At 75.0% G+C, this 23,366-nt stretch carries 18 protein-coding genes; 7 read left to right on the top strand and 11 right to left on the bottom strand.

Annotated features, from left to right (window positions below):
- Positions 1 to 58: 58 nt before the first annotated feature.
- Together ACFV8H_RS27395 and ACFV8H_RS27390 are read right to left on the bottom strand one after the other, a co-directional pair.
- A complete protein-coding gene (locus tag ACFV8H_RS27395) occupies positions 59 to 2,815 on the bottom strand; it encodes a DUF6493 family protein (protein WP_380404936.1) in 2,757 nt (918 codons plus the stop codon).
- Between the two features lie 53 nt (positions 2,816 to 2,868).
- The gene (locus ACFV8H_RS27390; RefSeq protein ID WP_380404933.1) at positions 2,869 to 4,224 is read right to left on the bottom strand and encodes an SWIM zinc finger family protein; all 1,356 of its coding nucleotides are present in this window, start codon (positions 4,222 to 4,224) and stop codon (positions 2,869 to 2,871) included.
- Between the two features lie 126 nt (positions 4,225 to 4,350).
- Here ACFV8H_RS27390 and ACFV8H_RS27385 point away from each other — a divergent pair, with 126 nt between their 5' ends.
- Together ACFV8H_RS27385 and ACFV8H_RS27380 are read left to right on the top strand one after the other, a co-directional pair.
- Positions 4,351 to 5,262, top strand: a complete 912-nt coding sequence (locus tag ACFV8H_RS27385) for an acyl-CoA thioesterase (protein WP_380404930.1) — start codon at positions 4,351 to 4,353, stop codon at positions 5,260 to 5,262.
- Between the two features lie 186 nt (positions 5,263 to 5,448).
- Positions 5,449 to 6,099, top strand: coding sequence for a TetR/AcrR family transcriptional regulator (locus ACFV8H_RS27380; RefSeq protein ID WP_375884924.1), 651 nt, complete (start codon positions 5,449 to 5,451; stop codon positions 6,097 to 6,099).
- A gap of 68 nt (positions 6,100 to 6,167) precedes the next feature.
- On the opposite strand, the gene ACFV8H_RS27375 is transcribed toward ACFV8H_RS27380, so the two are convergent.
- The gene (locus ACFV8H_RS27375) at positions 6,168 to 7,313 is read right to left on the bottom strand and encodes a sulfite oxidase (RefSeq protein WP_380404926.1); all 1,146 of its coding nucleotides are present in this window, start codon (positions 7,311 to 7,313) and stop codon (positions 6,168 to 6,170) included.
- Positions 7,314 to 7,804: 491 nt separating this feature from the next.
- Here ACFV8H_RS27375 and ACFV8H_RS27370 point away from each other — a divergent pair, with 491 nt between their 5' ends.
- The 3 genes from ACFV8H_RS27370 to ACFV8H_RS27360 all read left to right on the top strand — a co-directional run bounded on the left by ACFV8H_RS27370 (position 7,805) and on the right by ACFV8H_RS27360 (position 11,256).
- On the top strand, positions 7,805 to 9,457 hold the full coding sequence (locus tag ACFV8H_RS27370; RefSeq protein ID WP_375884921.1) for a BCCT family transporter: 1,653 nt from the start codon (positions 7,805 to 7,807) through the stop codon (positions 9,455 to 9,457).
- Between the two features lie 144 nt (positions 9,458 to 9,601).
- Positions 9,602 to 9,781: a hypothetical protein gene (locus tag ACFV8H_RS27365; RefSeq protein WP_375884919.1), complete on the top strand. Its 180-nt coding sequence runs from the start codon at positions 9,602 to 9,604 to the stop codon at positions 9,779 to 9,781.
- Between the two features lie 89 nt (positions 9,782 to 9,870).
- Complete coding sequence (locus ACFV8H_RS27360; protein WP_380404921.1) at positions 9,871 to 11,256, top strand: FAD-dependent oxidoreductase; 1,386 nt, start codon at positions 9,871 to 9,873, stop codon at positions 11,254 to 11,256.
- Positions 11,257 to 11,306: 50 nt separating this feature from the next.
- On the opposite strand, the gene ACFV8H_RS27355 is transcribed toward ACFV8H_RS27360, so the two are convergent.
- The gene (locus ACFV8H_RS27355) at positions 11,307 to 13,007 is read right to left on the bottom strand and encodes a DUF2398 family protein (RefSeq protein WP_380404918.1); all 1,701 of its coding nucleotides are present in this window, start codon (positions 13,005 to 13,007) and stop codon (positions 11,307 to 11,309) included.
- 234 nt (positions 13,008 to 13,241) lie between these two features.
- Here ACFV8H_RS27355 and ACFV8H_RS27350 point away from each other — a divergent pair, with 234 nt between their 5' ends.
- Positions 13,242 to 13,967, top strand: coding sequence for a lysoplasmalogenase (locus ACFV8H_RS27350; protein WP_380404915.1), 726 nt, complete (start codon positions 13,242 to 13,244; stop codon positions 13,965 to 13,967).
- Between the two features lie 102 nt (positions 13,968 to 14,069).
- Here the strand turns inward: ACFV8H_RS27350 and ACFV8H_RS27345 are convergent, their stop codons facing one another.
- The 7 genes from ACFV8H_RS27345 to ACFV8H_RS27315 all read right to left on the bottom strand — a co-directional run bounded on the left by ACFV8H_RS27345 (position 14,070) and on the right by ACFV8H_RS27315 (position 21,766).
- Positions 14,070 to 14,657, bottom strand: coding sequence for a hypothetical protein (locus ACFV8H_RS27345; RefSeq protein ID WP_380404912.1), 588 nt, complete (start codon positions 14,655 to 14,657; stop codon positions 14,070 to 14,072).
- A gap of 184 nt (positions 14,658 to 14,841) precedes the next feature.
- Positions 14,842 to 15,645: an exodeoxyribonuclease III gene (locus ACFV8H_RS27340; RefSeq protein ID WP_380404909.1), complete on the bottom strand. Its 804-nt coding sequence runs from the start codon at positions 15,643 to 15,645 to the stop codon at positions 14,842 to 14,844.
- A 153-nt stretch (positions 15,646 to 15,798) separates the two neighbouring features.
- Entirely contained in the window at positions 15,799 to 17,586 is a 1,788-nt protein-coding gene (gene ggt, locus ACFV8H_RS27335) for a gamma-glutamyltransferase (RefSeq protein WP_380404906.1), read from the bottom strand.
- 145 nt (positions 17,587 to 17,731) lie between these two features.
- Positions 17,732 to 18,838 (bottom strand): ROK family glucokinase, encoded by a 1,107-nt coding sequence (locus ACFV8H_RS27330; RefSeq protein ID WP_380404903.1) that lies wholly within the window; start codon positions 18,836 to 18,838, stop codon positions 17,732 to 17,734.
- Entirely contained in the window at positions 18,835 to 19,713 is an 879-nt protein-coding gene (locus ACFV8H_RS27325; RefSeq protein WP_375884899.1) for an ATP-binding cassette domain-containing protein, read from the bottom strand. Before ACFV8H_RS27325 ends, ACFV8H_RS27330 begins: the two co-directional genes overlap by 4 nt.
- Positions 19,710 to 20,750, bottom strand: coding sequence for an ABC transporter permease (locus ACFV8H_RS27320; RefSeq protein ID WP_375884897.1), 1,041 nt, complete (start codon positions 20,748 to 20,750; stop codon positions 19,710 to 19,712). The genes ACFV8H_RS27325 and ACFV8H_RS27320 overlap by 4 nt, the downstream gene beginning before the upstream one ends.
- Positions 20,747 to 21,766, bottom strand: a complete 1,020-nt coding sequence (locus tag ACFV8H_RS27315; RefSeq protein WP_380404899.1) for a substrate-binding domain-containing protein — start codon at positions 21,764 to 21,766, stop codon at positions 20,747 to 20,749. The genes ACFV8H_RS27320 and ACFV8H_RS27315 overlap by 4 nt, the downstream gene beginning before the upstream one ends.
- A gap of 361 nt (positions 21,767 to 22,127) precedes the next feature.
- Between ACFV8H_RS27315 and ACFV8H_RS27310 the strand changes: the two genes are divergently transcribed.
- Positions 22,128 to 23,210, top strand: a complete 1,083-nt coding sequence (locus ACFV8H_RS27310) for an alpha/beta hydrolase (RefSeq protein WP_380404896.1) — start codon at positions 22,128 to 22,130, stop codon at positions 23,208 to 23,210.
- Positions 23,211 to 23,366: the final 156 nt, after the last annotated feature.

Raw genomic sequence — 23,366 nt, 5'->3', positions numbered from 1 at the left:
CTCGGCCCGCCATCTCGGCCCGTCCTCTCCGCCCGTCCCGCCGACGCATGAGCCCCGCTCAGCCCGCGAGGACGTCCCGCAGCGCCCGGGCCTCCTTCACCACCCGGCTCGACCCACCCTGCTCCGCCACCGCCGTCACCTCGGCCACCGCGCCCCGCACCCCGGCCCGCCGGGCGCAGTCCGCGGCGAGGGCGAGCAGGTCCCCGAGCCCGCGGACGGTCGGCCCGGACGTGCCGAGCAGTCCGGGCAACGCGGCCCGCAGCACCGTCCACACCGTCCGGTGCGCGCCGGTCTCCGCCGCCTGGCCGAGCACCGCCACCAGCCGGGTCGGCTTGACCGCCCCGAGCGGGACCAGTTCGCCCAGCTCGCGCCCGAGCAGCCCGCCGTCGAGCTCCCCGCGCGCGGCGAGCACCAGCAGCGCGTCGAGGGCGCCGGTCCGGTCCTCGGCGTGCCGGGCACCCAGCCCGTACGCGAGCGCCAGGTGCAGCGCGAGCCCGGCGGGGCCGCCGGACTCGGCGAGCAGCGGGAGGTGGCGCGCGGCCCCGCGCTCGTCCCGGTCGGCGCCCGCCGCGAACTGGTCGAGCCAGCGGGCGGCCAGCTCCTCCCGGTGGTGGGGCAGGACCGCCACCCAGTGCGGGACCGGCCGCCAGACCCACTCCTCGACGGCGCGGGCCCGGGAAACGCTGGGCCCGGTCGGGTCGAGCAGCTTGCGGAACTCCGGGGCGAGCCGCTCGCCGGCCGGCCCCGTCGGCCCGGAGCCGGTGCCCGGCTGGGCGACGACGATCCGTTCGATCTCCTCCCACCAACGGTCCAGGTAGGTCCGCCGGCTCCGCACGCCCCGGCCGGGCGCGAAGAGCACCCGTTCGGAGGGCTGTCCGGGCAGGCCGCCGGTGCGCAGCCAGTGCGCCAGCCACCGCCCGGCGGGCGAGGTGAGCGCCTCGGCGGCGGCCAGTACCTCGGGCTCGGCGGTCGGCCGGACCCTGAGCAGGGCCGCGCACAGGTCGGCCTGGCCGGGGGTGATGTGCGCCGCCTGGTACCCGGCGAGGCGTTCGACCAGCGCCGCCGGTTCGATCGCCCCGGTGGTGTCGGTCGGAACGGCGAGCAGGTAGGGCGGGCGGTTGGCGGTCACCTGCCAGGCGGCCTCCTCCAGCCGGGCGGCGAGGACGGCGCCGTGCGGGCTGGTGCGGGGGCCGCGCAGCGGGGTGCGTCCGCTGCCGGTGAGGGCGTCCCAGAGCCGGCGTGACGGCGTCTCGCCCGCCAGCGCGGCCACCACGTAGGAGATGTCCCGGGGCGTGCAGTCGGCCCAGTGGCCGGCGCCCTGCCAGGGGTGCGTCCGGCGGACGGGTTCCAGTGCCGCGAGGAGCGCGGCCCGGTCCAGGTGGGCCTGCCGGACCAGTCCGTCCAGCACCCGTTCGAAGGCGGCGACCTCGGGCTCCCGGGCCGCGAGCAGCGCGGAGAGTTCCTCGGCCAGCTCGGCCGCCGAGCCGATCGGTGCCCCGAGCGGGCGAGGCCCGGGCACCGGCGGCAGGATCTCGTCCGCCCCGGCCGCCGGGTCGTCACCGACGACGACGACGCCGTCGCCGCTGCCGACGGGCGCGCCGAACAGTTCCCCGGCCCGGGCGTGGTGGGCGGGATGGAGCAGTTCGGCGGCGCCGCGCAGTTCGGGCAGCACCGCCCCGCCCGCCGCGGCGAGGTGACGGGCCACAACGTTCAGCGCCCGCTCCTGGACGCCGGGGTCCGGGTGAGCGAAGGCCCCGGCTGCCGCGAGCACCACCGGCCCGGAGCGGTCGGGCGCGCGCCGGCCGGCCTTCTCCAGCCAGGCCAGCTGGGCCCGCACCAGCTTCTTCTCGGTCCGGAACAGCACCACGGCGGAGGCCTCGATGAGCGCCTCGGGCGCGATCAGCCCGGCCTCGTCCAGTCCGGCGAGCACCTCCTGGGCGTGGCCGGCGATCACCGACAGGCCGTCCAGCAGGGCCAGGACGTCCCGCGGCCGGGCGGCGTACTCCCGGGGCGCCGGGTCGAGCGCCCGCAGCAGTTCCAGGAAGGCCCGCTGGTCGGCAGGCTTGCCGCCGCGCAGCAGCCTGGCCAGGCAGCGGTCGAGCAGGTCGGCCCGGTCCACCACCCCGGCGGCGGCCAGCTCCGCGATCGCCCCGGTCCAGACGTCCCCCGGGCGCGGGCTGTGCCGGTGGGTCAATGTGCCACCGATGTCGGCGAGTTCGAGGATCCGGGGCAGCAGGACGGGCGTCAGGGCGTCGGTCCGCAGCCGCTCGACCAAGGGCGGCCGGGGGCCGTACTCGGTGGACAGGGCGCCGAACCAGCCCCGGACGAAGGGCTCGCTCACCGGCACGGCGCAGCCGGTGCGCCGGACGATCGCCTCGACCAGCGGGTGCATCGACCAGCCCCAGGAGCGCACCGGCCGCTCGGCGAGCCGGGTGGCCACCTCGATCTGCCACTCCTGCGGCTGGGCCTCGACGACCACGTGCAGGGCCGGGTGCCGGGCCCAGTCGCGGCTGCCGAAGTCGGTGCCGGCGAGCCAGGTGGCGGCGCCCGCCGGGCCGGGGTGGCAGCCGGCTCCGGCGATCAGCAGGGCGCCCCGGAGGTCCGTCCTGGACTGCGACCAGTCGTCGCGCAGTTCCTTGCGCAGTTCCTTGAGCGCGGCCAAGCACTCCCGCCGCTGGGCCCGGTCCAGCTCGGCCAGCAGCTCCGGGACGGCTTGGACGAACCCGGCCCGGACGGCGGCGAGCAGTTCCCCGACCGGCCCCGCCGTCCGCTCCACGATCTCCGCCTCCGCCTTCGCCACCTTCGCCACCTTCACCGCTCTCTCCACCCTCTCTGCCCTCTCCGCCATCTCCGCCCTCTCCCCTGTGCTCACGCCCCGGCCTCCCGCACCATGCCGACCGCCAGCGCGTGCTTGCACGGCCCGCGCCCGCCGCGGTACTTGGCCCACCACAGGCAGGTGCAGCTCACCCGCCCCGACGCGTCCGTCCGCACCCGCTGGAGGTGGTCGTCCACCGTGACGACGGCCGTTCCCCCGTCGCCTTCCAGCCGCACCGCGCCCGCCGCGACCAGCGCCCGGGCGGCCCGCAGCCGGGGGTTGGCGGCCTCGGCGCGCCCGGCGTCGTACGGGAGCCGCCGGTGGAAGTGGGCGGCCTCGGCGGTGTCGTAGCCGATCTGCCCGGAGGTGCCGAGCCGGGTGAGCGCGGCGCGGACCCGCTCGACGCTCAGCCCGGACTGCTCGGCCAGCTCGGCGGCCTCGATCCGGGGCTCCCAGGCGAGCAGTACCGCGATCAGCTCGGCGTCCTGCTCGACCGTGCCGGTGGCCAGCGCGTCGAGCACGCCGCCCTCGCCGGAGAAGCCGCGCGAGGCGTCCGGCGAGAGGGTGAGGGTCAGCCGCATGCCGGGCAGCACGACCTCCCAGGCGCAGGCCGTCGGGGCCGGGCCGGCGACCGGCCCGTACACCCGCAGGCCGAGCGCGTGCCGCAGCACGCGCTGCAGGGCGACCAGCCGCTCGGGCCCGGGCAGGCAGACGGCGCCGGGCACCGGGCGGGTGGTGGGCCGCAGGGTGCGCCCGGCCGGGACGACCCAGCCGACGCCGCCGCGGCCGCCGCGCGGCAGCGAGCGCAGGAAGCGCACGGCCTCGGCGGCGCCGAGTTCGGCACGCAGGTCGAAGCCGGCGGCGACCACCTGGGTCTCGGCGAAGCCGCGCAGCCAGCGTTCCGGCAGCGGCACCTTCCGCTCGACCAGCGGGCCGTCGAAGCCGGTGACCTCCAGGGCGTCCGGCCCGACCGCGAGGTGCAGCGGCTCGGCCGGGCCGATCCTGGTCAGCGCCTCCCGCAGCGGGTCGTTGACGTCCACGTTGGTGGTGCCGTGGCCGATCTCGCCACCGTCCAGCCCCGCCCCGAGCACGTCGAGCCGGGCGTACACGCCGCAGCAGCCGGAGAAGGACTCGAAGCGCAGCCGGTCCCCGTTCGCGGTGACCACCGGGTCGAGCGAGGCGCGCAGCCGCGGCTGGTGGTAGCGGGCGGCGGCGACGTCCGCGACGGCGAGCAGTGCGGCGGCGGCCGGGGCCGGCTCGGCCAGGAAGCCCGCGAAGAAGCGCGGGTTGGCGGCCGCGCCGAGCGGGGTGGCGCCGCCGGAGGTGGCCAGGTCGAGGCTCCGGCCGGCGGCGCCGTCCAGGACGGCCGACGGGCGCAGGTAGGCGTACGCCTGTGCGGATTGCGTCATGGGCAGCACGCTAGGTGACCGGTCCGACATCCCCTCGACCGGGCGCCGCAGTGAAACACGTTCTACCCGGGGTCCGCGTTACCCAGGTCACACCGCCGCACGGTTGGCTTCTGCCACTATGGGCCGGTGACCGACCTGACAGAACAGCAGAGACCGACCGAGCAGGCGCCCGCCCCGGCCACCCCGTTCGCCGCCCTGCTGGAAATCGAGCAGCTGAACGAGAACACGTTCCGGGGCCACTGCCACGCCGGCGCCCCGATGCGCGCCTTCGGCGGCCACGTCGCCGCCCAGGCCCTCGCCGCCGCCGGGCGCACCTGCGCCCCGAAGCGCGCGGTGCACTCCCTGCACGGCTACTTCCTGCTGCCCGGCGACCCGACCCGGCCGATCGAGTACCAGGTCGACCGGCTGCGCGAGGGCTTCACCTACACCACCCGCCGGGTCCGGGCGGTGCAGGACCGGAAGGAGATCTTCAACCTCACCGCCTCCTTCAAGCTCCCCGAACCGGCCGCCGGCGACCGCCAGCGCGAGGCGCCCCCGCTGCCCGCCCCGGAGACCCTGCCGGACGCCTTCTCGCACTGGGACGAGGAGCTGCGCACCGCGATCAAGGCCTCCGACGGCTTCCGCGACCTCGAACTGCGCTTCGTGCCGCCGGACGCCCCGGGCCTGCCGCCGGCCGTCCCCGGCATGCCCCAGCAGTTCGTCTGGCTGCGCATCGCCACCCGCCTGCCGGACACCGACCCGCTGCTGCACACCTGCGCGCTCACCTACTTGTCCGACCTCACCCTGGCCTCCACCGCCGGGCTGCACGAGCAGGCGAACTTCTTCCAGCGCATCGAGCCGCCCCGGCTGCTGATGACCTCGCTGGACCACGCGATGTGGTTCCACCGCCCCTTCCGCGCCGACGAGTGGCTGCTCTTCGCCCAGCGCAGCCCCTCCGCCTCGGACGGCCGCGGCCTGTCGCTCGGCGAGTTCTACGACCGGGACGGCCGGCTGGTGGCCTCCGCCACCCAGGAGGCGCTGATCCGCCGGATGCCGTGAACCGGGCGGCTCCCGGAGGCCGTCGGCGGCCGCGCGGAGCCGCCCGGAAGGCCTCCGGACGCCCCCGCCCGCCGCCCGGACGAAGCCCGGACGCAGCGCGGACGAAGCGCGGTGGACGGCGGGCGAACGGAAGGGGGCCGGTCGGCGTCATACTCCTGAGCGGCCCCGGCCCGTATCATGGTGCGGGTGACCAAGGTTGACCTGTCACCACGGCCGGTGGAGGCGATGTCTCCGCGTCAGCTCGAACGCCGCGAAAGCCTGATCGCGGCCGCGCTCGCCCTGGTGAACGAGATCGGCGTCGAGCGGCTGCAGATGAAGCAGGTCTGCGAGCGGTCCGGAGTCGCCCTGGGGACGGCGTACCGCTACTTCTCCTCCAAGGACCACCTCCTGGCGGCGGCGATCGCCGAGTGGCACCGGCTGCTGCTGGCGGACCTGGTGGCCGAGCTGCGCGGACCGCGCGCCGGGCTGGGGGCCACCGACCGGGCGGTCCGGTTCGTCCGGGGCGGGATGCGGGCCTACCAGCGCCAGCCCGAGCTGGCCCGGTTGCGGGTCGCCGTCGCCGCCTCCACCGATCCCTTCGCCAGCGAGGCCCTGCAAGGCATGGCCCGGGCCGACAGCACCGCGCTCCAGGTGGTGACGGCCGAGGTGCCGGCGGCGGCCAGCGACCTGGTGCGCCACATCGTGGCGCACGCCTGGCAGGGGGAGCTGACGGCCTGGGTGACCGGCCGCACCACCCTCGGGGACGCCAGACGGCGGCTGGAGGACGTGGTGCGCCTGGTGCTGACCCCGTACGAGACCCCCTACCCGGCCCCGTATGAGGTCCAGTCCACCGGCTGAGCCCGCGCGCCCCGACCCCGGACGGCCCCACAGCCGAAGCACACCGGGTCGGGTGCCCCGACGGCCGCTCAGACCACCGTCACCGGGTGCGCCACCACCGCGCCGAACAGGTAGCCCTCGCGGTTGAGGGCCGCCCGTTCGGGCTGGGTGGCGCCGCCGCGGTCGGTCGCGCGGGCGCGCAGCTCGTACCGGCCGGGCCGCTCGGGGCGCCAGCCGACGCTCCAGCGCGCCCAGTCCCCGGCGGGCGGCTCCCCGTCCAGTTCGGCGGGCCGCCAGCTGCGGCCGCCGTCGGTGCTCACCTCGACCAGCCGCACCGGGGCCGTGCCGGACCAGGACCGTCCGTACAGGCGGTGCTCGCGCCCGGCCTCCAGCCGGGCGCCCTCGGCCAGTTCGAAGGCGGACTTGACCACCTGGGTGGTGAGCGCGACGCCGTCGGGCGGCCAGCCCGGGCCGTACATCCGGTAGAAGACGGTGTTCCAGGGCGACCGGAGCGGGTGGTCGGCCACCTCGATGCTGCCGACCCACTTGATCGAGGCGATGCCGACCCAGCCGGGCACCACCAGTCGCACCGGCGCGCCGTGGTCGGGGGTCAGCGGGGCCCCGTTCATCTCGTAGGCGAGCAGCGCGTCGTCCAGCGCCTTGGCGATCGGCAGCGGCCGGCGCACCGGGCCGTGGTTGGTGCCGTCGACGACGTAGTCCGGGTCCAGGCCGACGGGCAGCACGTCCACCGCGCGGTCGGTCAGCCCGGCGGCCCGCAGCACCTCGGCGAGCCGCACGCCCCGCCAGGCCGCCGAGCCGATGCTGCCCAGCGTCCACGGGGTGCCGGGGACGCGCTGGCCCTGCTGGCGGTGGAAGTAGCCGCGGCCGTTGCCCGCGCACTCGATCAGCGCCTCGGTCCGGGTGGCGGGCAGCGCCCGCAGGTCGGCCAGGCCGAACTCGACCGCCCGCTCGGGCCCCGGAGCGCCGTGCAGGCCGCTGCCGAACAGCCGCAGCCGCCAGGCGGCCGGGTCGATCAGCGGGGTGCTGGTGTGGTTGCGGACGAAGAACCGTTCCACCGGGACGTGACGGCCCACGGCGGCCCCGCCGTCGGCCTCGCGCAGCGCGTCCCACCGCATCTCGGCGTTGGTGTCGCGCCGGACGAACCACCGGGCGGGCAGCGGTTTGACGATTCCGGGAAGCTCGATGCTTCCCGGCGGGTCCACGCTTCCGGGCACGGGCCTGGCACCTCCTCGACGGCGGAGCACGACGGCATCCGGACGGCACTGTCCGGATGGCGCTCCCGCTCTCCCAGCGTAGGCGCTCCGGCGCTTTCCGTGACCGGGTCGGCAGGCGGCGGTTCCCGCCCGGGCCCGGCCGAGTACGCCCCCGGCGCCCGCCCCCTCGAACTCCCCTCCGGGCAGCGGCCGATGGCCGAAACCCTGCCCCAACCGCGCGCATCCGTCGCGGAGTTGGCCAAGGGCCGAACCGCCCCCACCTCCACCGGGCCGGGGGCCGACGCGGGCAGCCGCCGAAGCGCTCTCCCGACCCCGACCCCGACCCCGCGACCGCGCACCCGCCAGGGCGGGGGCGGGCGGCCTGACGGGACGAAGGTCCCCACCCTCCGCCTGCCCGGCGCGCCCTCCCGCCGCGCACGCCGCCAACTGGACATAGTGCGACATACATCTTGAATCCCCGTGTTCCGCGTATGTCGAGAGGTCCCCCCCGCATGAGCAGCCAGCCGCCGCAGCCCTCCCCGCGCGTGCAGGAGCCCGACGAACCCGGCGAACCCGCCGCCACCCTCCCCACCGACCGGGCGGTCTTCGGGATCAGCGCCGTCCTGGTGCTCGCGGTGGTCGCCTGGGGCGTGTTCGCCGAGGACTCGCTCGGCCGCACCTCCAGCACGGCGCTCCGCTGGGTCCTGCACAACTTCGGCTGGCTGTTCGTGGTGGCCGCCGACGTCTTCCTGGTCCTCACCGTGCTGCTCGCCTTCAGCCGCTTCGGCCGGATCCGGCTCGGCCGCGACGACGACGAACCGGAGTTCTCCACCCTCGCCTGGGTCGCCATGATGTTCAGCGCCGGCATGGGCATCGGCCTGATGTTCTACGGCGTCGGCGAGCCCCTGCAACTGTTCGCCGCCCCGCAGCCCGGCTCCGGCCTCGAACCGCAGAGCGCGGCCGCCGCCCAGCAGGCGCTGGAGTTCTCGCTCTTCCACTGGACCCTCCACCCCTGGGCGATCTACGCGGTCGGCGGCCTCGCCCTCGCCTACACCACCTTCCGCAAGGGCCGGGGCAACCGGATCTCCGCCGCCTTCGTCCCGCTGATCGGGCAGCGCGGCGCGGACGGCTGGCAGGGCAGGGCGATCGACCTGCTCGCCGTCTTCGCCACCGTCTTCGGCTCCGCGACCAGCCTCGGGCTCGGCGCGCTCCAGGTCGCCGACGGCCTCGGCTACATCACCTCCGTGCGCAACACCCAGAACGCCCAGCTCGTCATCATCGGCTCGCTGACCGCCGCCTTCGTGCTCTCCGCGTTCTCCGGCGTCCACAAGGGCGTCAAGTGGCTCTCGACCGCGAACGTCGTGCTGGCCTCGCTGATCATGCTCTTCGTCTTCGTGTTCGGGCCCTCGGTGTTCGTCCTCGACTCGATCCCGTCCACCGTCGGCGGGTACCTCTCCGACCTGCTCGGGATGTCCACCCAGACCGGCGCCTTCACCGACGAGAGCTGGCTCGGCTCCTGGACGATCTTCTACTGGGCCTGGTGGCTCTCCTGGGCGCCCTTCGTCGGCACCTTCATCGCCCGGATCTCGCGCGGCCGCACCATCCGGCAGTTCCTGCTCGGCGTGCTGCTGGTGCCCAGCGGAGCCACCGTGATCTGGTTCTGCGTCATGGGCGGCACCGCGATCCGGCTCGTCGGCACCGGCACCGCCGACCTGGTCGCGACCATCCCACGCGGCGCGGAGGCCTCGCTGTTCGAGATGCTGCGCTCGCTGCCGCTCGGCTCGGTCACCAGCGTGGTCGCGGTCCTGCTGGTGATGACCTTCTTCATCACCAGCGCCGACTCCGCCTCCCTGGTGCTCGGCTCGCTCTCCAGTCGCGGCTCGCTGCACCCGCGCACCCCGCTGGTGGTGGTCTGGGGCGTGCTGATGGGCGGGGTCGCGGCCGCCCTGCTGCTGGCCGGCGGGCTCACCGCGCTGCAGAACGCCACCATCCTGGTCGCGCTGCCCTTCGTCGTGGTGATGCTGCTGCTCTGCCTCTCCCTCGTCAAGGAGCTCCGTGAGGACCCGGCGGCCGGCCCCTCCCGCTTCCACCCCGCCCACGGCCTGCGGGACGCCGTCCGGGTCGCGGTGGGCGAGGCCCTCGCCGAGCGCGGCCGACGGCGCTGAGGCCCCCGACGCACCGGCACTGACCAGCGCATACGCCCCACCCGGCGACCGGGTGGGGCGTATGCGGCCATATGACGCCCGATCCCCGCCCGGACTTCACCCGCGCGTACCGACCGTTCACACCGCCCTGGGAGCCTCCCTGTCATGAACGCCAGCCCTCAGGCGCCCTACCAGGAACCGCGCTTCCCGCTCCCCCAGCGCCACCGCCGTCTCCTCGCCTGCACCGCCGTCCTCGCCTCCATCGCCCTCGGCACCCTCGGGGTCGGTGCCACCGTGGAGACCGTCCAGCACGGCCCGATCGCCGCCGCCACCGCGAGCAGGTAGCCGGCCCCGCCCCGCGCCTGGGGGGTCATGTCAATCCGAAGATCAGCAAGCCCTATGATCGCTCTGCAACACGACGCGAAGGGGATGCAGTGGCGCGGGTTGCAATCATCGGTGGCGGGATCAGCGGGCTGGGAACGGCCCTCATGCTCGGACGGCGGGGCCATGCCGTCACCCTGTTCGAGCAGGAGACCCGACAGGCCGACACGGACCTGGATGAGGACTTCTACCGCTGGAAGCGGCCCCGCGTCCCCCAGGCCGACCAGCCCCACTCCTTCCTCGCCCCGGTCCGCACGGTGCTGCGCGCCGAGGCCCCCGACGTCCACGCCGACCTGCTGGCCCGCGGCGCCCGGGAGTACCACGACTTCGACTGGTTCGACCAGCACCCGCCGCACCGGGACGGCGACGAGGACCTGGTGACCCTGCGCACCCGCCGCATCGTGCTGGAGGCCGCCCTCACCGCCGCCGTCCGCCGGGAGCCCTCCGTCGAGGTACGGCGCGGCCGCCGGGTGAGCGCCCTCACCGTCCAGGACGGCGACCCGCCCCGGGTCACCGGCCTGCGGGTCGACGACGGGACCCACGACGGGACCCACCCGGCCGACCTCGTCGTCGACGCCGCCGGCCGCCGCTCCGCCGTCCCCGGCTGGCTGACGGCCGCCGGCTGCCGCCCGCCCGTCGTCGACAGCCACCGCACCGGCATCACCTACCTGTGCCGCTGGTACCGCCTGCGGGCGGACGGCCCGCGCGACCCCGGGCGGGTGCGGACCGGCTCGGTCGCGGGGTTCGCCGCCGCCGGGGTCTTCCCCTCCGACAACGACACCTTCGCGCTGAGCATGGTGCTCTCCACCGGCGACCCGACCCGCGGCGCGCTCCTCGACCCCGCCGTGTTCGAGGCCGTCCTGCGCCGCTTCCCCGCCTGCGCCGCCTGGCTCGACCTCGACCCCGAACCCCGCTCGGCCGTCCTGGCGATGGCCGGCCTGGACAACCGCTGGACCTCCCTCACCGACGACGCCGGACCCGTCGTCACCGGCCTGGTCAACGCCGGGGACAGCCTCGTCCACACCAACCCCACCCTCGGCCACGGCGTCGCCCTCGGCCTGCTCGCCGGCCAGTACCTCGCCGGCCACGCCGACCAGGTCGCCGCCGACCCCACCGGCTACCACGACTGGGCCGCCCGGACCCTGCGCCCCTGGTTCGACGCCCAGGTGGCCGGCGACCGCGCCAACGAGCAGCGCCTGCTGGACGGTTCGGCCCTCCCCGAGCGCCGCACCGCCGCCCTCGCCGCCTGCGCCTTCGACGACCCGGTCGTCATGCGCGCCCGCGCCCACGTCCGCCACCTGGTCCGTACGCCCGAGGAGGCCTTCGGCAGCGAGGAGGTCGACCGCCACGTCACCGCCTGGCTGGCCGCCCGCCCCGACTTCGCCCCCCGGCACGACGGACCCACCCGCAGCGAATGGGAAGCCCTCATCCCGGCCTGACCACCCACGGCCCGCCCCGGCGCGGCCCGGCAGTCGCCGGGGCCCGGGGCTCAACTCCCCGGCGGGGCGGCGGGGCGGGAGTGCCGGCCGGTGCCGGGGGTGGGGTGGAGGTCCGGGGCCGGGGCGTAGCGGGCGGCCGGGGGGCGGAGCAGCCAGGTGGTGCGGGGGGTGGGGGTGATCAGGCCGAGCCCGTGCAGGAGGTCGAGGGCGTCGCGGCGCAGGGCGGTGCGGTCGGCGAGGTAGCGGGCCGGGAGGTCGTGGTCGTCGGCGATGTCGCCGAGGAGGCCGTCTATCAGCGCGTCGGCGATCGGTACGTCGCCCTCGGTGGCCTCGCCGGGCAGCGGCCGGACCTCCTCCACCAGGCCTTCGACCAGCAGCAGGGCGGCCTGGGAGAGGGTACCGGTGCCGGGGAGGGCGAGGTCGGTGAGTTCGGCGGCCGGGTCGAGCAGGGCGACGCCCTCGGCCCGCAGTTCGGCCTCCAGCCCGAGGAAGTCCGCGAGCGCGGCCGGGCCGCTGAGCCGGTGCTCGTGCAGCCAGGCGCGCCGGTCCTCGGGGAGGTCGGCGACGAGGACGGCGGGCGTCTCGGCGAGGAGGCGCCGCACGGCGGTGGCGGGTTCGGCCTCGGCGGCGCGGCGGATCAGGTCGGCGGCGTCGGCGGCGAGGGCGGGCGGTCCGGCCGGGACGGCGCGGGCGAGTTCGCGGTCGACGGTCAGCACGAAGGCGGTGTCGGCCGGGTCGGCCGGCAGGCCGCCGAGCACCTGCCAGTCGGCCAGCGCGGCGAGCGCCATCGCGGGGGCGGCCGGGTCGGCCGCCTGGGCCGCGAGGTCGGGGGCGGCGGACCGCATCGCGTCGAGCAGCCGCCCGTACGGGAGTTGTTCGGGGGCGTCGACGAGCAGGGCCAGGGCGAGGGCGAGTTGGGCGTAGCCGGCCGGGGTGAACGGGGCACCGGTGGCGGGGTGTTCGAGGCGGCGGGCGGCGCCGGGGCCGAGGCCGGCCTTGCAGAGCCGGGCGTGCCAGGGGCCGACGACCAGGCGGTAGCCGAGCAGGGTGTCGAAGCGTTCGACGAGCCAGTCGCGGTGACGGCGGATCAGCGGGAAGCCGTCGGCATGCGGGCCGGAGGCGGTGACCAGCGGGTGGGCGAGCAACAGCCGTGCGGCGATGCGGCGTTCGGCGTCGGGGAGTTCCTCGCCCGCCGGTTCCGGGGCGTCGCCGGGCAGCTCCGGCAGGGCCCGGGTGCGCTCCGGCCTGCGGTGGCGGCCGGGCCGGCCGGACTTGGCGCCCGAGCGGACGACGGGCAGGGCGGCGGCGTCGCGCCGGGCCCGGCGCAGGACGCCGTCGGCACGCCCCTCGCGGGCCTCACGGGCGCGCGGGACGGCTGCCGTGTGGGCGGTCGGGCCGTGCCACCAGCTGACGCCGGGGTCGCCGGGCTCGGCGATGGCGCCGAGGTGCCGGGCAGGGTAGAGGCCGAAGGAGGCGGTGCACAGGTCGTCGGCGGCGCCGGGGGTGGCGGCGGCGAACCAGTGGGCGAGCCGGAGCAGTCCCGGGTCGGGCGAGAGCGCCCCGTCGGGCTCCTGCGGACCGTCAGCACCGTGCTCGCCCGCGGCATCGGCCGAGTCGGCGGGCCCGGTGGCTTCGGGTCCGCGTACGGCGAGGACGGCGGCGGCGGTTCCCCGGCCTGCCCCGCCCCTGCGTCCGTCCGGCCTGCCGGCGGCCACCCGGGTGGCGCCGACCGCGTACTCCTGCTGCTCCATGTCGGGGTCCAGCGTAGACGGTGACCGGCTCACCCGGTGGCAGCAACCGTCCTCCTGAGGAAGTCTCCGCAAGAGCCCTCGAAGCGGTCGCCGGTGCTCCGCTCTCCCGGCCGGGCCGTCACTCCCCTTCCCCCACCCGGGTTACGCACCGGTAACCTGGTCTTCCCCCACCCCGCCGGCTCCCTTAGGGTCGGTGGACCCCCCACCCCGGGCGACCTCGGAGGCAGACGCCGCATGAGCATCCGTACGACCACCCGCGCCACCGGCCTCGGCGGGCGCCTGCGTTCGGCCACCGGCCTGCTCGGCGGCTTCGCGGCCACCTCGGCGGTGCACCTGGGCTCGATCCTCTCCGGGGCCCCGGTGCTGCGCAACGCCACCAAGCCGGCCCTGATGCCGCTGCTGGCCGCGCACAGCGTGGCGGCGGCGGCCCGGAGCGAGCGCGAGCTGCCGAAGCTGCTGACCCCGGCGCTGCTGGCGAGCGCGGGCGGGGACGTACTGCTGCAGTTGAAGGACGACACCGCGTTCCTGGCCGGGATGGGCTCGTTCGCGGCCGCGCACGTCTGCTACGTCGCGATGTTCGTCCAGCGCGGGGCGCTCACCGACCGGCGGCGCGCCCTGGTGGTCGCGGCCGCGTACGCGGCGGCCTGGGCGGGCATGATCGGCCAGCTCTGGCCGGACCTCGGGGAGCTCAAGGCCCCGGTGGCCGGCTACAGCCTGCTGCTCACCTCGACGGCGGTCACCGCGGCCGGCCTGGGCTGGCGGACCGGGCTGGGCGGGGCGCTGTTCCTGCTCTCCGACACCCTGATCGCGACCCAGCTGGCGAAGTGGCGCGAGCTGCCGGGGCATCAGTTCTGGATCATGGCGACGTACGTGCTGGCCCAGTACCTGCTGGCCAGCGGCCTCCTCCAGCACGAGCAGCACGAGCAGCACGACGAGCGGCAGGACCGGGCGGCCCGCTGACGCACCGGCGGCCCCGCCCGCCGCCGACGCGCCGCCGCGCCGCCGGTCCGATCAGGTCAGGGCTCGGCGGCGCGGCGTGCGCGTACGCGGGGGGCGGGGCCGTCAGGCACTGCGCCTGCGGAGCAGCCAGAAGCCGCCGATGCCGCCCGCGACCAGGGCCAGCCCTCCGGCCAGCTCCGCCGGGTCCGACGCGACCGAGCCGCCGAGCCCGGTCTTCACCGCGCCGTGCGGGGCGACCTGCTGGCTGCCGGCGCCGGACTGGCCCAGCGAGCCGGCCCACTCCCCCGCCGCCTTGCCCCAGTCGCCGAGGCCCTTGTCGGGGGCGGTGGCGGTCACCGTGGTGACCTTGACGGTGGTGGAGAAGGCGCCGCCGTCCGGGCAGGTGCCGTCGACCTTGCTGTCCCCGTTGCGCTCGGCGGCGAGCCGGGCGGAGCCGGTGTGCCTGCCGTCGGAGCCCAGGGTGAGGGTCGCGGGGCCGCCCTCGAAGGCGGCGGAGTGGGCGGTGATGGTCTTGGCGTCGGGCTTGTCCGACTTCTCGCAGGAGACCGTGACCGTCACGGTCTGGCCCGGTGCGGCCTGGGACGGGCTGACCGAGGCCGCGCCGTCCCTGGCTGCTGCGAGGGGGGCCGTCAGACCGGTCAGCACCGTCGCGCCGATCAGGGCGGCGGCGGCCGTACGCGTGGGGCGCATGCCGGAACCTCCGGGATTCTCGGGCGCAGCCGGGGACTCCCATGTCCACGTGGTGTGTCAACTGCACCCGGTCTTTCACCGACGGTAGGCAGGCCCGGCGGGCCCGGCCACCGCTCAGGACCGTTCGGGCGACGGCCCGTCACCTCGCGTGATCGTCACACGGCGTCACCGCGGCCCCGGGGGCTCAGAGGTCCAGGTCCACCACGACCGGGGCGTGGTCCGAGGTGCCCTTGCCCTTGCGGGCCTCGCGGTCCACGTAGCTGTCGGTGACGGCGTCCACGAAGGGCTTGTTGGCGTAGGTGAGGTCGATCCGCATGCCGCGGTTCTTCGGGAACGCCAGCTGGCGGTAGTCCCAGTAGGTGTAGGGGTGGTCGTACTTGAGGGGGCGCGGCACCACGTCGTGCAGGCCGATCTCGCCCAGCGCCGCCAGCGCGGCGCGCTCGACCGGGGTGACGTGGGTGAGGCCCTCGAAGGCGGCGACGTCGTAGACGTCCGCGTCGGTGGGGGCGATGTTGAAGTCCCCGAGGACGGCGAAGGGGCGGGGGCCGGCCGCGTCCTCGGCGGCGGCCTTGCGCAGCGCCTCCAGCCACTCCAGCTTGTAGTGGTAGTGCAGGTGGTCGACCTCGCGGCCGTTGGGCACGTAGACCGACCAGACCCGGACCGGGCCGCAGGTGGCGGCGACGGCGCGCGGCTCGACGTCGGGCAGCAGGGCGCCGTCGGCCAGGTAGCCGGGCTGGCCGGGCAGGTCGCGCACGACGTCCTCCAGGCCGATCCGGGAGACGATCGCCACGCCGTTCCACCGGCCGGTGCCGTGCGCGGCCGTCTCGTAGCCGAGCTCGCGGACCTGCTCGTACGGGAAGGCGTCGGCCGCGCACTTGAGCTCCTGGAGGCAGAGCACGTCGGGCTTGGCGCTCTCCAGCCACTCCAGGAGCTTGGGCAGCCGGGCGGTGACGGAGTTGATGTTCCAGGTGGCGATGCGGACGGTCACGGCGGGCGGCCTTCCCGGTGGTTCGGTCGGTACGGACGGGGGTGGGCCCCACGGGGAGACCCACCCCGAACATACCGCCCGGCACCGACAACCCGGCCCGACCGGCGCCACGGCCGGGCGCTCGGCGGCCGGCACCGCGCCGCGGCCTGGCGGTCAGCCCGCGGGGCGGACCACCGCGGCCGAGCCGCCGCCGCGTCGCACCGGCTCGGCGGCGGCCACCCAGCGGCCGTCCGGCAGCCGCTCCACGCCGGTGGCGGCGCCGATCTCGCCGCCGTCGGCGAACCGCTGCCCGAGGGCCTCCAGCGCGGACCGCTCCGGCAGCGCCAGGAAGCCGGGCTCGGCCTGGGTGACGGCGCTGTTGCGCTGGCTGGCGCGCGGCGCGGCGATCGCCTGCTCCAGGCTCAGGCCCCGGTCGAGGCGGCCGAGCAGCACCTGGAGGGTGGTGGTGATGATGGTCGCGCCGCCCGGGCTGCCGGTGGCCAGCAGCGGCTCGCCGTCGCGCAGCACGATGGTCGGGGACATCGAGGAGCGCGGCCGCTTGCCCGGTCCGGGCAGGTTGGGGTCAGGGACGCCGGCGGCGAGCGGGACGAAGTCGAAGTCGGTCAGCTCGTTGTTGAGCAGGAAGCCCCGGCCGGGGACGGTGATGCCGCTGCCGCCGGTCTGCTCGATGGTGAGGGTGTAGGAGACGATGTTGCCCCAGCGGTCCGCCACCGTCAGGTGGGTGGTGTTGGGGCCCTCGTACGGCTCGGGGAGGGCCTGCCCGGTGTCCGCGCAGTCGGCCGGGTGGTACGGGTCGCCGGGGGCGAGCGGGCTGGTGAGTGCGTGGTCCGGGCTGATCAGGCAGGCCCGGGAGGCGGCGTAGCGCTCGGAGAGCAGCTGCCGGGTCGGGACGTCGCCGAAGGCCGGGTCGCCGACCCAGCGGTTGCGGTCGGCGAAGGCGATCCGCGAGGCCTCCAGGAAGTGGTGGTAGTACTGCGTGCTGCTGGAGCCGGAGAGGTCGCCGTCCTCCAGGATGTGCAGCGCCTCGCCGACGGTGGTGCCGCCGGAGCTGGACGGGGCCATCGAGTAGACGTCGTAGTCGCGGTAGGCGACGTGGGTGGGCGCCTGGCGGCGGGCCTGGTAGGCGGCCAGGTCGGCGGCGTCGACCTTCCCGGGGCGGGCGTTGCGTCCGGAGGCCGGGTCGACCGGCGGGTGCTGCACGGTGTCGGCGATGTCCTGCGCCAACGCGCCCTGGTAGAAGGCCTTCACGCCGTCCTTGGCGAGCAGCTTGTAGGTCGCGGCGAGGTCGGGGTTGCGCAGGACGGAACCGACCTCGGGGAGCTTGCCGTTCGGCAGGAAGATCTTGGCGGTGGCCGGGAAGTCCTTGAAGCGGCTGTAGTTGTCGGAGGTCTGGCCGCGGAAGGTGTCGTCGACGACGAAGCCGTTCTCGGCGATCCGCTCGGCCGGTTCGAGGTTCTGCGCGAGCGAGCGGGTGCCCCACTGGCGCAGTGCGGAGTCCCAGGTGGCCGGGGTGCCGGGGACGCCGACGGACAGTCCGCTGGTGACGGCGTCGGCGAAGGCGAGCGGCTTGCCGCCCTCCAGGAACAGTCCGGTGTCGGCGGTGCGGCCGGCCGTCTCGCGGCCGTCGACGGTGTGCACCGTGCCGGTGGCGTGGTCGTAGTAGACGAAGTACCCGCCGCCGCCGATCCCGGAGGAGTAGGGCTCGGTCACGCCGAGCGCGGCCGCGGCGGCGACGGCCGCGTCCACCGCGTTCCCGCCCTTGCGCAGCACCTCGATGCCGGCGGCGGTGGCGTCCGCGTCCACCGAGGCCACCGCCCCGCCCCAGCCCACCGCCTCGGGTGCCTTGGGCGGTGGCGCCGCGGCGCCGGCGGGGCCGGTGGTGGCCCAGACCAGTGCGGTGGCGATCAGCAGTGATGGCGCTAGGCGGGTCAGAGCCCTCATCCGAGTCCTCCTGAGTCGACGTCACGTCAGTTGTTCCACAGGAGACATGGATCCGACAACCACACCGCACGGCTACCAACGGGTAGTTGACAGGAGGGGCGGAGGGGACGGCCCTGTTCCCCTCCGCCCCACCGCCCCTCTCCCGCTACGGCGCGCTGCGCTCCACCCGGCGCCGCTTGATGGTGCGGAACCGCCGTGCGACCTGCCGCGCCAGGTCGGCGGCGCCGACCAGCCCCGCCTCGTTGCCGAGGGCCGCGTGCACGATGCTGGCCTCGGGCCGGAAGCCGCGGCCGGTGAGGGTGCGGCGGAAGGTGTCCCGGGCCGGGCCGAGCAGCAAGTCGCCGGCCTCGGAGACGCCGCCGCCGATGACGAAGCGCCCCGGGTCGAGGCCGGCCGCAAGGTTGGCGATGCCGACCCCGAGCCAGGTGCCGACCTCGTAGAGCAGCTCGATGGCGGTCGGGTCGCCCTCCCGGGCGGCCTCGGTGACCAGCGGTCCGGTGATGCCCTCGACGGTGCCGCCGGCCCGGGCGAGCAGCTGCTGCACCACCGGGGACTCCTCCGCGACCAGTTCCCGGGCGTCCCGCACCAGGGCGTTGCCGGAGGAGTACTGCTCCCAGCAGCCGCGGTTGCCGCACGGGCAGCGGTGGCCGCCGGGCACCACCTGCATGTGCCCGAACTCGCCCGCCAGGCCGTACTTCCCGCGGTCGACGTAGCCGTCCCGGACGACCGCGCCGCCGATGCCGGTGCCCAGGGTGAGCATCACCATGTGGTCCTCGCCGCGCCCGGCGCCGAAGCGCCACTCGGCCCAGGCGGCCGCGTTGGCGTCGTTCTCCACGATCACCGGGAACCGCAGCCGCTCGCTGAGCGCCTGCTGGAGCGGCTCGTTGCGCCAGTTGAGGTGCGGGGCGAAGAGCACCCGGGAGCGCTCGGCGTCGACCCAGCCGGCCGCGCCGATGCCGACCGCGTGGACGTCGTGCCGGTCGGAGAGCTGGAGCACCAGCTCGACGATCACGTCCTCGACGACCTTGGCGCTCTTGCTCTTGTGCGGGGTGTCGGTGCGCAGCTTCTCCAGCACCTTCCCCTCGCCGTCGACGACCCCGGCGACCACCTTGGTGCCGCCGATGTCGACGCCGATGGTGGGCAGCCGCAGTATGCCCGCGGGCAGGGCGCGGCGGCGGCGCTCGGCACGCGGGCCGAGGCCGAGCAGGGTGGGCAGGACGGCCGGCCGAGTGCTGCCATGGGGGCTGGTCACGGCTGCGGACGCTCCTCACGAGAGTCGGGTTCGGTGGGGCCGGGGGCCGACGGCCGGGCCAGCTCGTGCGAGAGCTCGGCGAGGTCGGAGCCGCCGGCCATCTCGGTGGTGAGCTGTTCGAGGCCGATCTCGGCCCGCGGGTGGCTGCCGGCCGTCCGCCCCCGTTTCAGCAGGGTGAAGTGGTCGCCGACCAGGTAGGCGTGGTGCGGGTTGTGGGTGATCAGGACGACCCCGAGCCCGGCGTCGCGGGCCGCGGTGACGTACTTGAGGACCACCCCGGACTGCTTGACGCCGAGCGCCGCGGTCGGCTCGTCCAGGATGAGCACTTTGGCACCGAAGTGCACGGCCCGGGCGATCGCCACGCACTGGCGCTGGCCGCCGGACAGGGTGCCGATCGGCCGGTCGACGTCGTGCAGGTCGATGCCCATCCGGGCGAGCGCCTCGCGGGTGGTGGCGCGCATGCCCTCGGCGTCCAGCCGCAGGCCGCCCCAGCGGCGGGTGCCCCGCTCGGAGCCGAGGAAGAAGTTGCGCCACACCGGCATCAGCGGGACGACGGCGAGGTCCTGGTAGACGGTGGCGATGCCGCGGTCCAGCGCCTGGCGCGGGGAGTCCAGCCGGACCTCCTCGCCGCCGACGGTGTAGCGGCCCTCGTCGTGCCGGTGCAGCCCCGCGATGATCTTGATCAGGGTGGACTTGCCGGCCCCGTTGTCGCCGAGCACGCAGCTGATCTCGCCGGCCCGCAGGGTCAGCGAGACGTCCTGCAGCGCGCGGACCGTCCCGTAGGTCTTGCCGACGCCCTCCAGCGCGAGCAGTTCGGTGCCCGCCGGTTCGGTGGCCACCGGGCGCTCCGTGCCGGAGCCGAGCTGGTCGTTCATCGCGGACCCCGTTCCGCCCGGCGCTTGACGTAGGCGTTGAGCAGCGCGGCCAGCAGCAGCATCGCGCCGAGGAAGAACTTGAACCAGTCCGGGTTCCACTGGGCGTAGATGATCCCCTTGCTGGCCATGCCGAAGATCAGCGCGCCGAGCGCGGAGCCGGCCACCGAGCCGTAGCCGCCGGTGATCAGGCAGCCGCCGATCACCGCCGCGACGATGTAGATCAGTTCGTTGCCGACGCCCTCGCCGGACTGCACGGTGTCGAAGGAGAACAGCAGGTGCTGCCCGAGCACCCAGGCGCCGAAGCCGACGCCCAGATAGAGCAGCGTCTTGGTCCGGGCGACCGGCACGCCGACCGCGCGGGCGGCCGCCGCGTCGCCGCCGACGGCGAAGATCCAGTTGCCGAAGCGGGTGCGCAGCAGCACCCAGCTGCCGACCACCAGCAGGCCGAGCCACCACCAGACGGTGGCCTTGACCGTCAGCCCGCCGATGTTCACCTCGGAGGCGAACAGCCACCGGCAGCTCTCGAAGCCCTGCATGTCGGCGATCGACTTGGTGGAGACCGTCCCGGAGATCGCCTTGGTGACGCCCAGGTTGGCGCCGGTCAGCATCAGGAAGGTGCCGAGGGTGACGATGAAGCTGGGCAGCCTGGTGCGGCCGAGCATCCAGCCGTTGAACCCGCCGATCGCCAGCGTGGTGGCCAGCGAGACCAGCACGCCGACCCAGGTGACGGCGGTGAACTGGTAGGAGACCATCGAGGAGGTCAGCGCGGCGGTGGTGACCAGCACGCCGGCCGACAGGTCGAACTCGCCGCCGATCATCAGCAGCGAGACCGGCACGGCCATGATCCCGATGGTGGACGCCGCGTAGAGCACGGTGCCCAGCGAGGAGACCCGCAGGAACGGTTCGGCGACGGCGGCGAAGACCGTGAACACCGCGACGGCCGCGATCAGCGAGCCCAGCTCCGGGCGGGCGAGGAGGCGCCGCAGGGCGGCCGGACGGTCCTGGACGAGCAGGTCCGGAGTGGTGGAACCGCTCACCTGGTCCCCCTCGCGACGTACTCGGCGAGCGCGTCGGCGTCGTCCTTGGTCAGGATCTGCGGGCCGGTCGCGACGGGCTTGCCGCCGCCGAGCATGTCCAGGTTGGACCGGTACAGCCAGAGCAGGTCGACGCCCTCGTAGCCCTGGAGGTAGGGCTGCTGGTCGACGGCGAAGCCGACGCTGCCGGACTTGAGCCCGGCGACCACCTGCTGGCCCAGGTCGAAGGTGTCCAGCTCCACGCCGCGGTGGGCGTCCTGGACGGCCTGCAGTCCGGTGGCGGCCATCGGGCCGGACAGGGTGAGCACGGTGTCGATGGAGGGGTCGGCCTGGAGCTTGGCGGAGATCGACGCCCGGGCGTCGGGCATGTCGACGCCGTTGACGTACAGCACCTGGAAGCCGCCGCCGGCCTTGGACTGGGCGCCGGAGCAGCGCTGCTCCTGGCCGACGTTGCCCTGCTCGTGGATCACGCACAGCACGTTCTTGCGGCCGCGCGAGGCCAGTTCGGTGCCGGCCGCCTGGCCGGCCGAGGACTCGTCCTGGCCGATGTGGGTGAGCGCGCCGAACTTCGCGGAGAACTCCTGACCGGAGTTGATCGTGATGACCGGGATGCCGGCCGCCTTGGCCTTGCCGAGGACGCCGGCCATCGCGTCGCCCTTGGCGAGGGTGACCAGCAGGCCGTCGACCTTCTGGTCGATGGCGGCCTGGACGAGCTGGACCTGGTTCTGGGTCTGCGCGTCGTTGGAGTACAGGAAGGTGATGTTGTCCTTGGCGGCGGCCTGCTCGGCGCCCTTGCGCACGCTGTCCCAGAAGGCGTCGCCGGCGCCGGCGTGGGTCACCATGGCGACCTTCCAGCGCGGGGTGGTGACGGCGCTGCCACCGGCGGCCGCGGCCTTGGCGCGGGCCTCCTCGGCGCGTCTGCCTCCGGTACTGCTGCAACCGGCCGCGGTGACCGCGAGGGCCAGGACGGCGCACACGGGCCAGAAGCGGCGGGACGGGCGAAAGCGGGTTGTGCTCATCCCCATAGTCTCTCTGGCCCGGCCGCGCGGGATCGCACCGCCTCGCCCGGCAGTGCGAACGGCGCGCCAGGTAAGGTGCCCCGGGGGACCTTCCTGGAAGTTCGCTGAACATCTGGTCCGGAGCACCGCCGTCCGGGTGACAGACTAGGCGCCGACCCGAAGCGGGAACAACTCTGAAACGTGATGTTCCTCTCAGGTTCCGCACAGATTCGGACAGCAACCGATCATCCGCTGGTTGCCGTCTGATGCCATTGACGTGCGTCCGGGCGAGTGGGGCCCGGGCGGCGAGCGACCCGGATACGAGAACGCGATGGAACTGACAGGTACGCCATTCCTCATCCTCACCGTCATCCTGGTGCCGGTGTCCATCACAGTGGCGCTGCTCTTCTGGGGGAAGGTGCGCGGCCCCCAGCCGGTGCGCACCCTGTCCCGGATCGTCATGATCATGTTCTGCCAGGTCACCGCCGTGCTGATGGTCTTCGTGATGGTCAACAACGCGAACCTGATCTACGGCAACTGGGACGACCTGCTCGGCACCGGTGACCACGTCCGCGCGGTGCCCTCGGTGGCCCCGGTGGACCCGGCCGGCAACGGCAAGGACGGCTCCGGCGACGCCGCCAAGCAGCCGCCGAAGGTGCTGCAGAAGTTCGGCGGCGTGAACGACCCGGCGGTGCCCGGCGACGTCCAGAAGACCGAGCTCAAGGGCCAGGTCTCCGGGGTCGACGGCGAGGTGCTGGTCTGGCTGCCGCCGCAGTACAACGACCCGGCGTTCAAGGACAAGAAGTTCCCGGTCGTCGAGCTGATCCCCGGCTACCCGGGCTCCTCCTCCACCTGGTACGGCACCCTCAAGGTCTCCGAGCAGCTCAAGCCGCTGATGCAGCAGGGCAAGGTCGCGCCCTTCATCCTGGTCTCGCCGCGCACCCTGCTGCTGGGCAGCCACCAGGACGCCGGCTGCACCGACATCCCCGGCAAGATCAACGCGGACGCCTGGATCACCCGCGACGTCCCGCAGATGGTGATGGACAACTTCCGCGCCGACCCGTCCGCGGACCGCTGGGCGATCGCCGGCTACTCGGCCGGCGCCCACTGCGCGGCCAAGCTCGCGGTCGCCCACCCCAACCGCTACCGCGCCGCCATCGCGATGTCCGGCTACAACGACCCGGCCACCGAGGGCGACTCGCTGGTCGGCAAGGACCCGAAGCTGCGCACCGAGAACAACCCGGTCAACATCCTCAAGTCCGCCCAGCAGCCGCCGAAGGTCGCCCTGCTGGTCAGCGGCGCCAAGGGCGACGGCTACGAGGACGGCCAGGCGATCGCCGCCGCGGCCAAGGAGCCGACCAAGGTCCAGGTCGAGGAGAGCACCGGCCCGCACACCACCGACATGTGGAAGCGGATGGTCCCGAGCGCCTTCGAGTGGCTGACCGGGATCATCCCGGTGCAGTGACCGACCGGCACCGCCGGGAGAACGGCCGGGGGGCCCGCCCGAACCCAAAGGCACAGGCCCCCCGAGGGGGAGCCCGACCCACCCCCCAGGACCCCACCCGGTGGCGCGCCCGGCCAGTGCCAACCAAGAAACCGGCCGGCCAGGGGCCCGCGCCCC

It is taken from the genome of Kitasatospora sp. NPDC059827 (assembly GCF_042731675.1).
Lineage (GTDB): Bacteria > Actinomycetota > Actinomycetes > Streptomycetales > Streptomycetaceae > Kitasatospora.
Note: the sequence above shows the minus strand (reverse complement) of the source record. Positions and strands in the feature narration are given on the sequence as shown.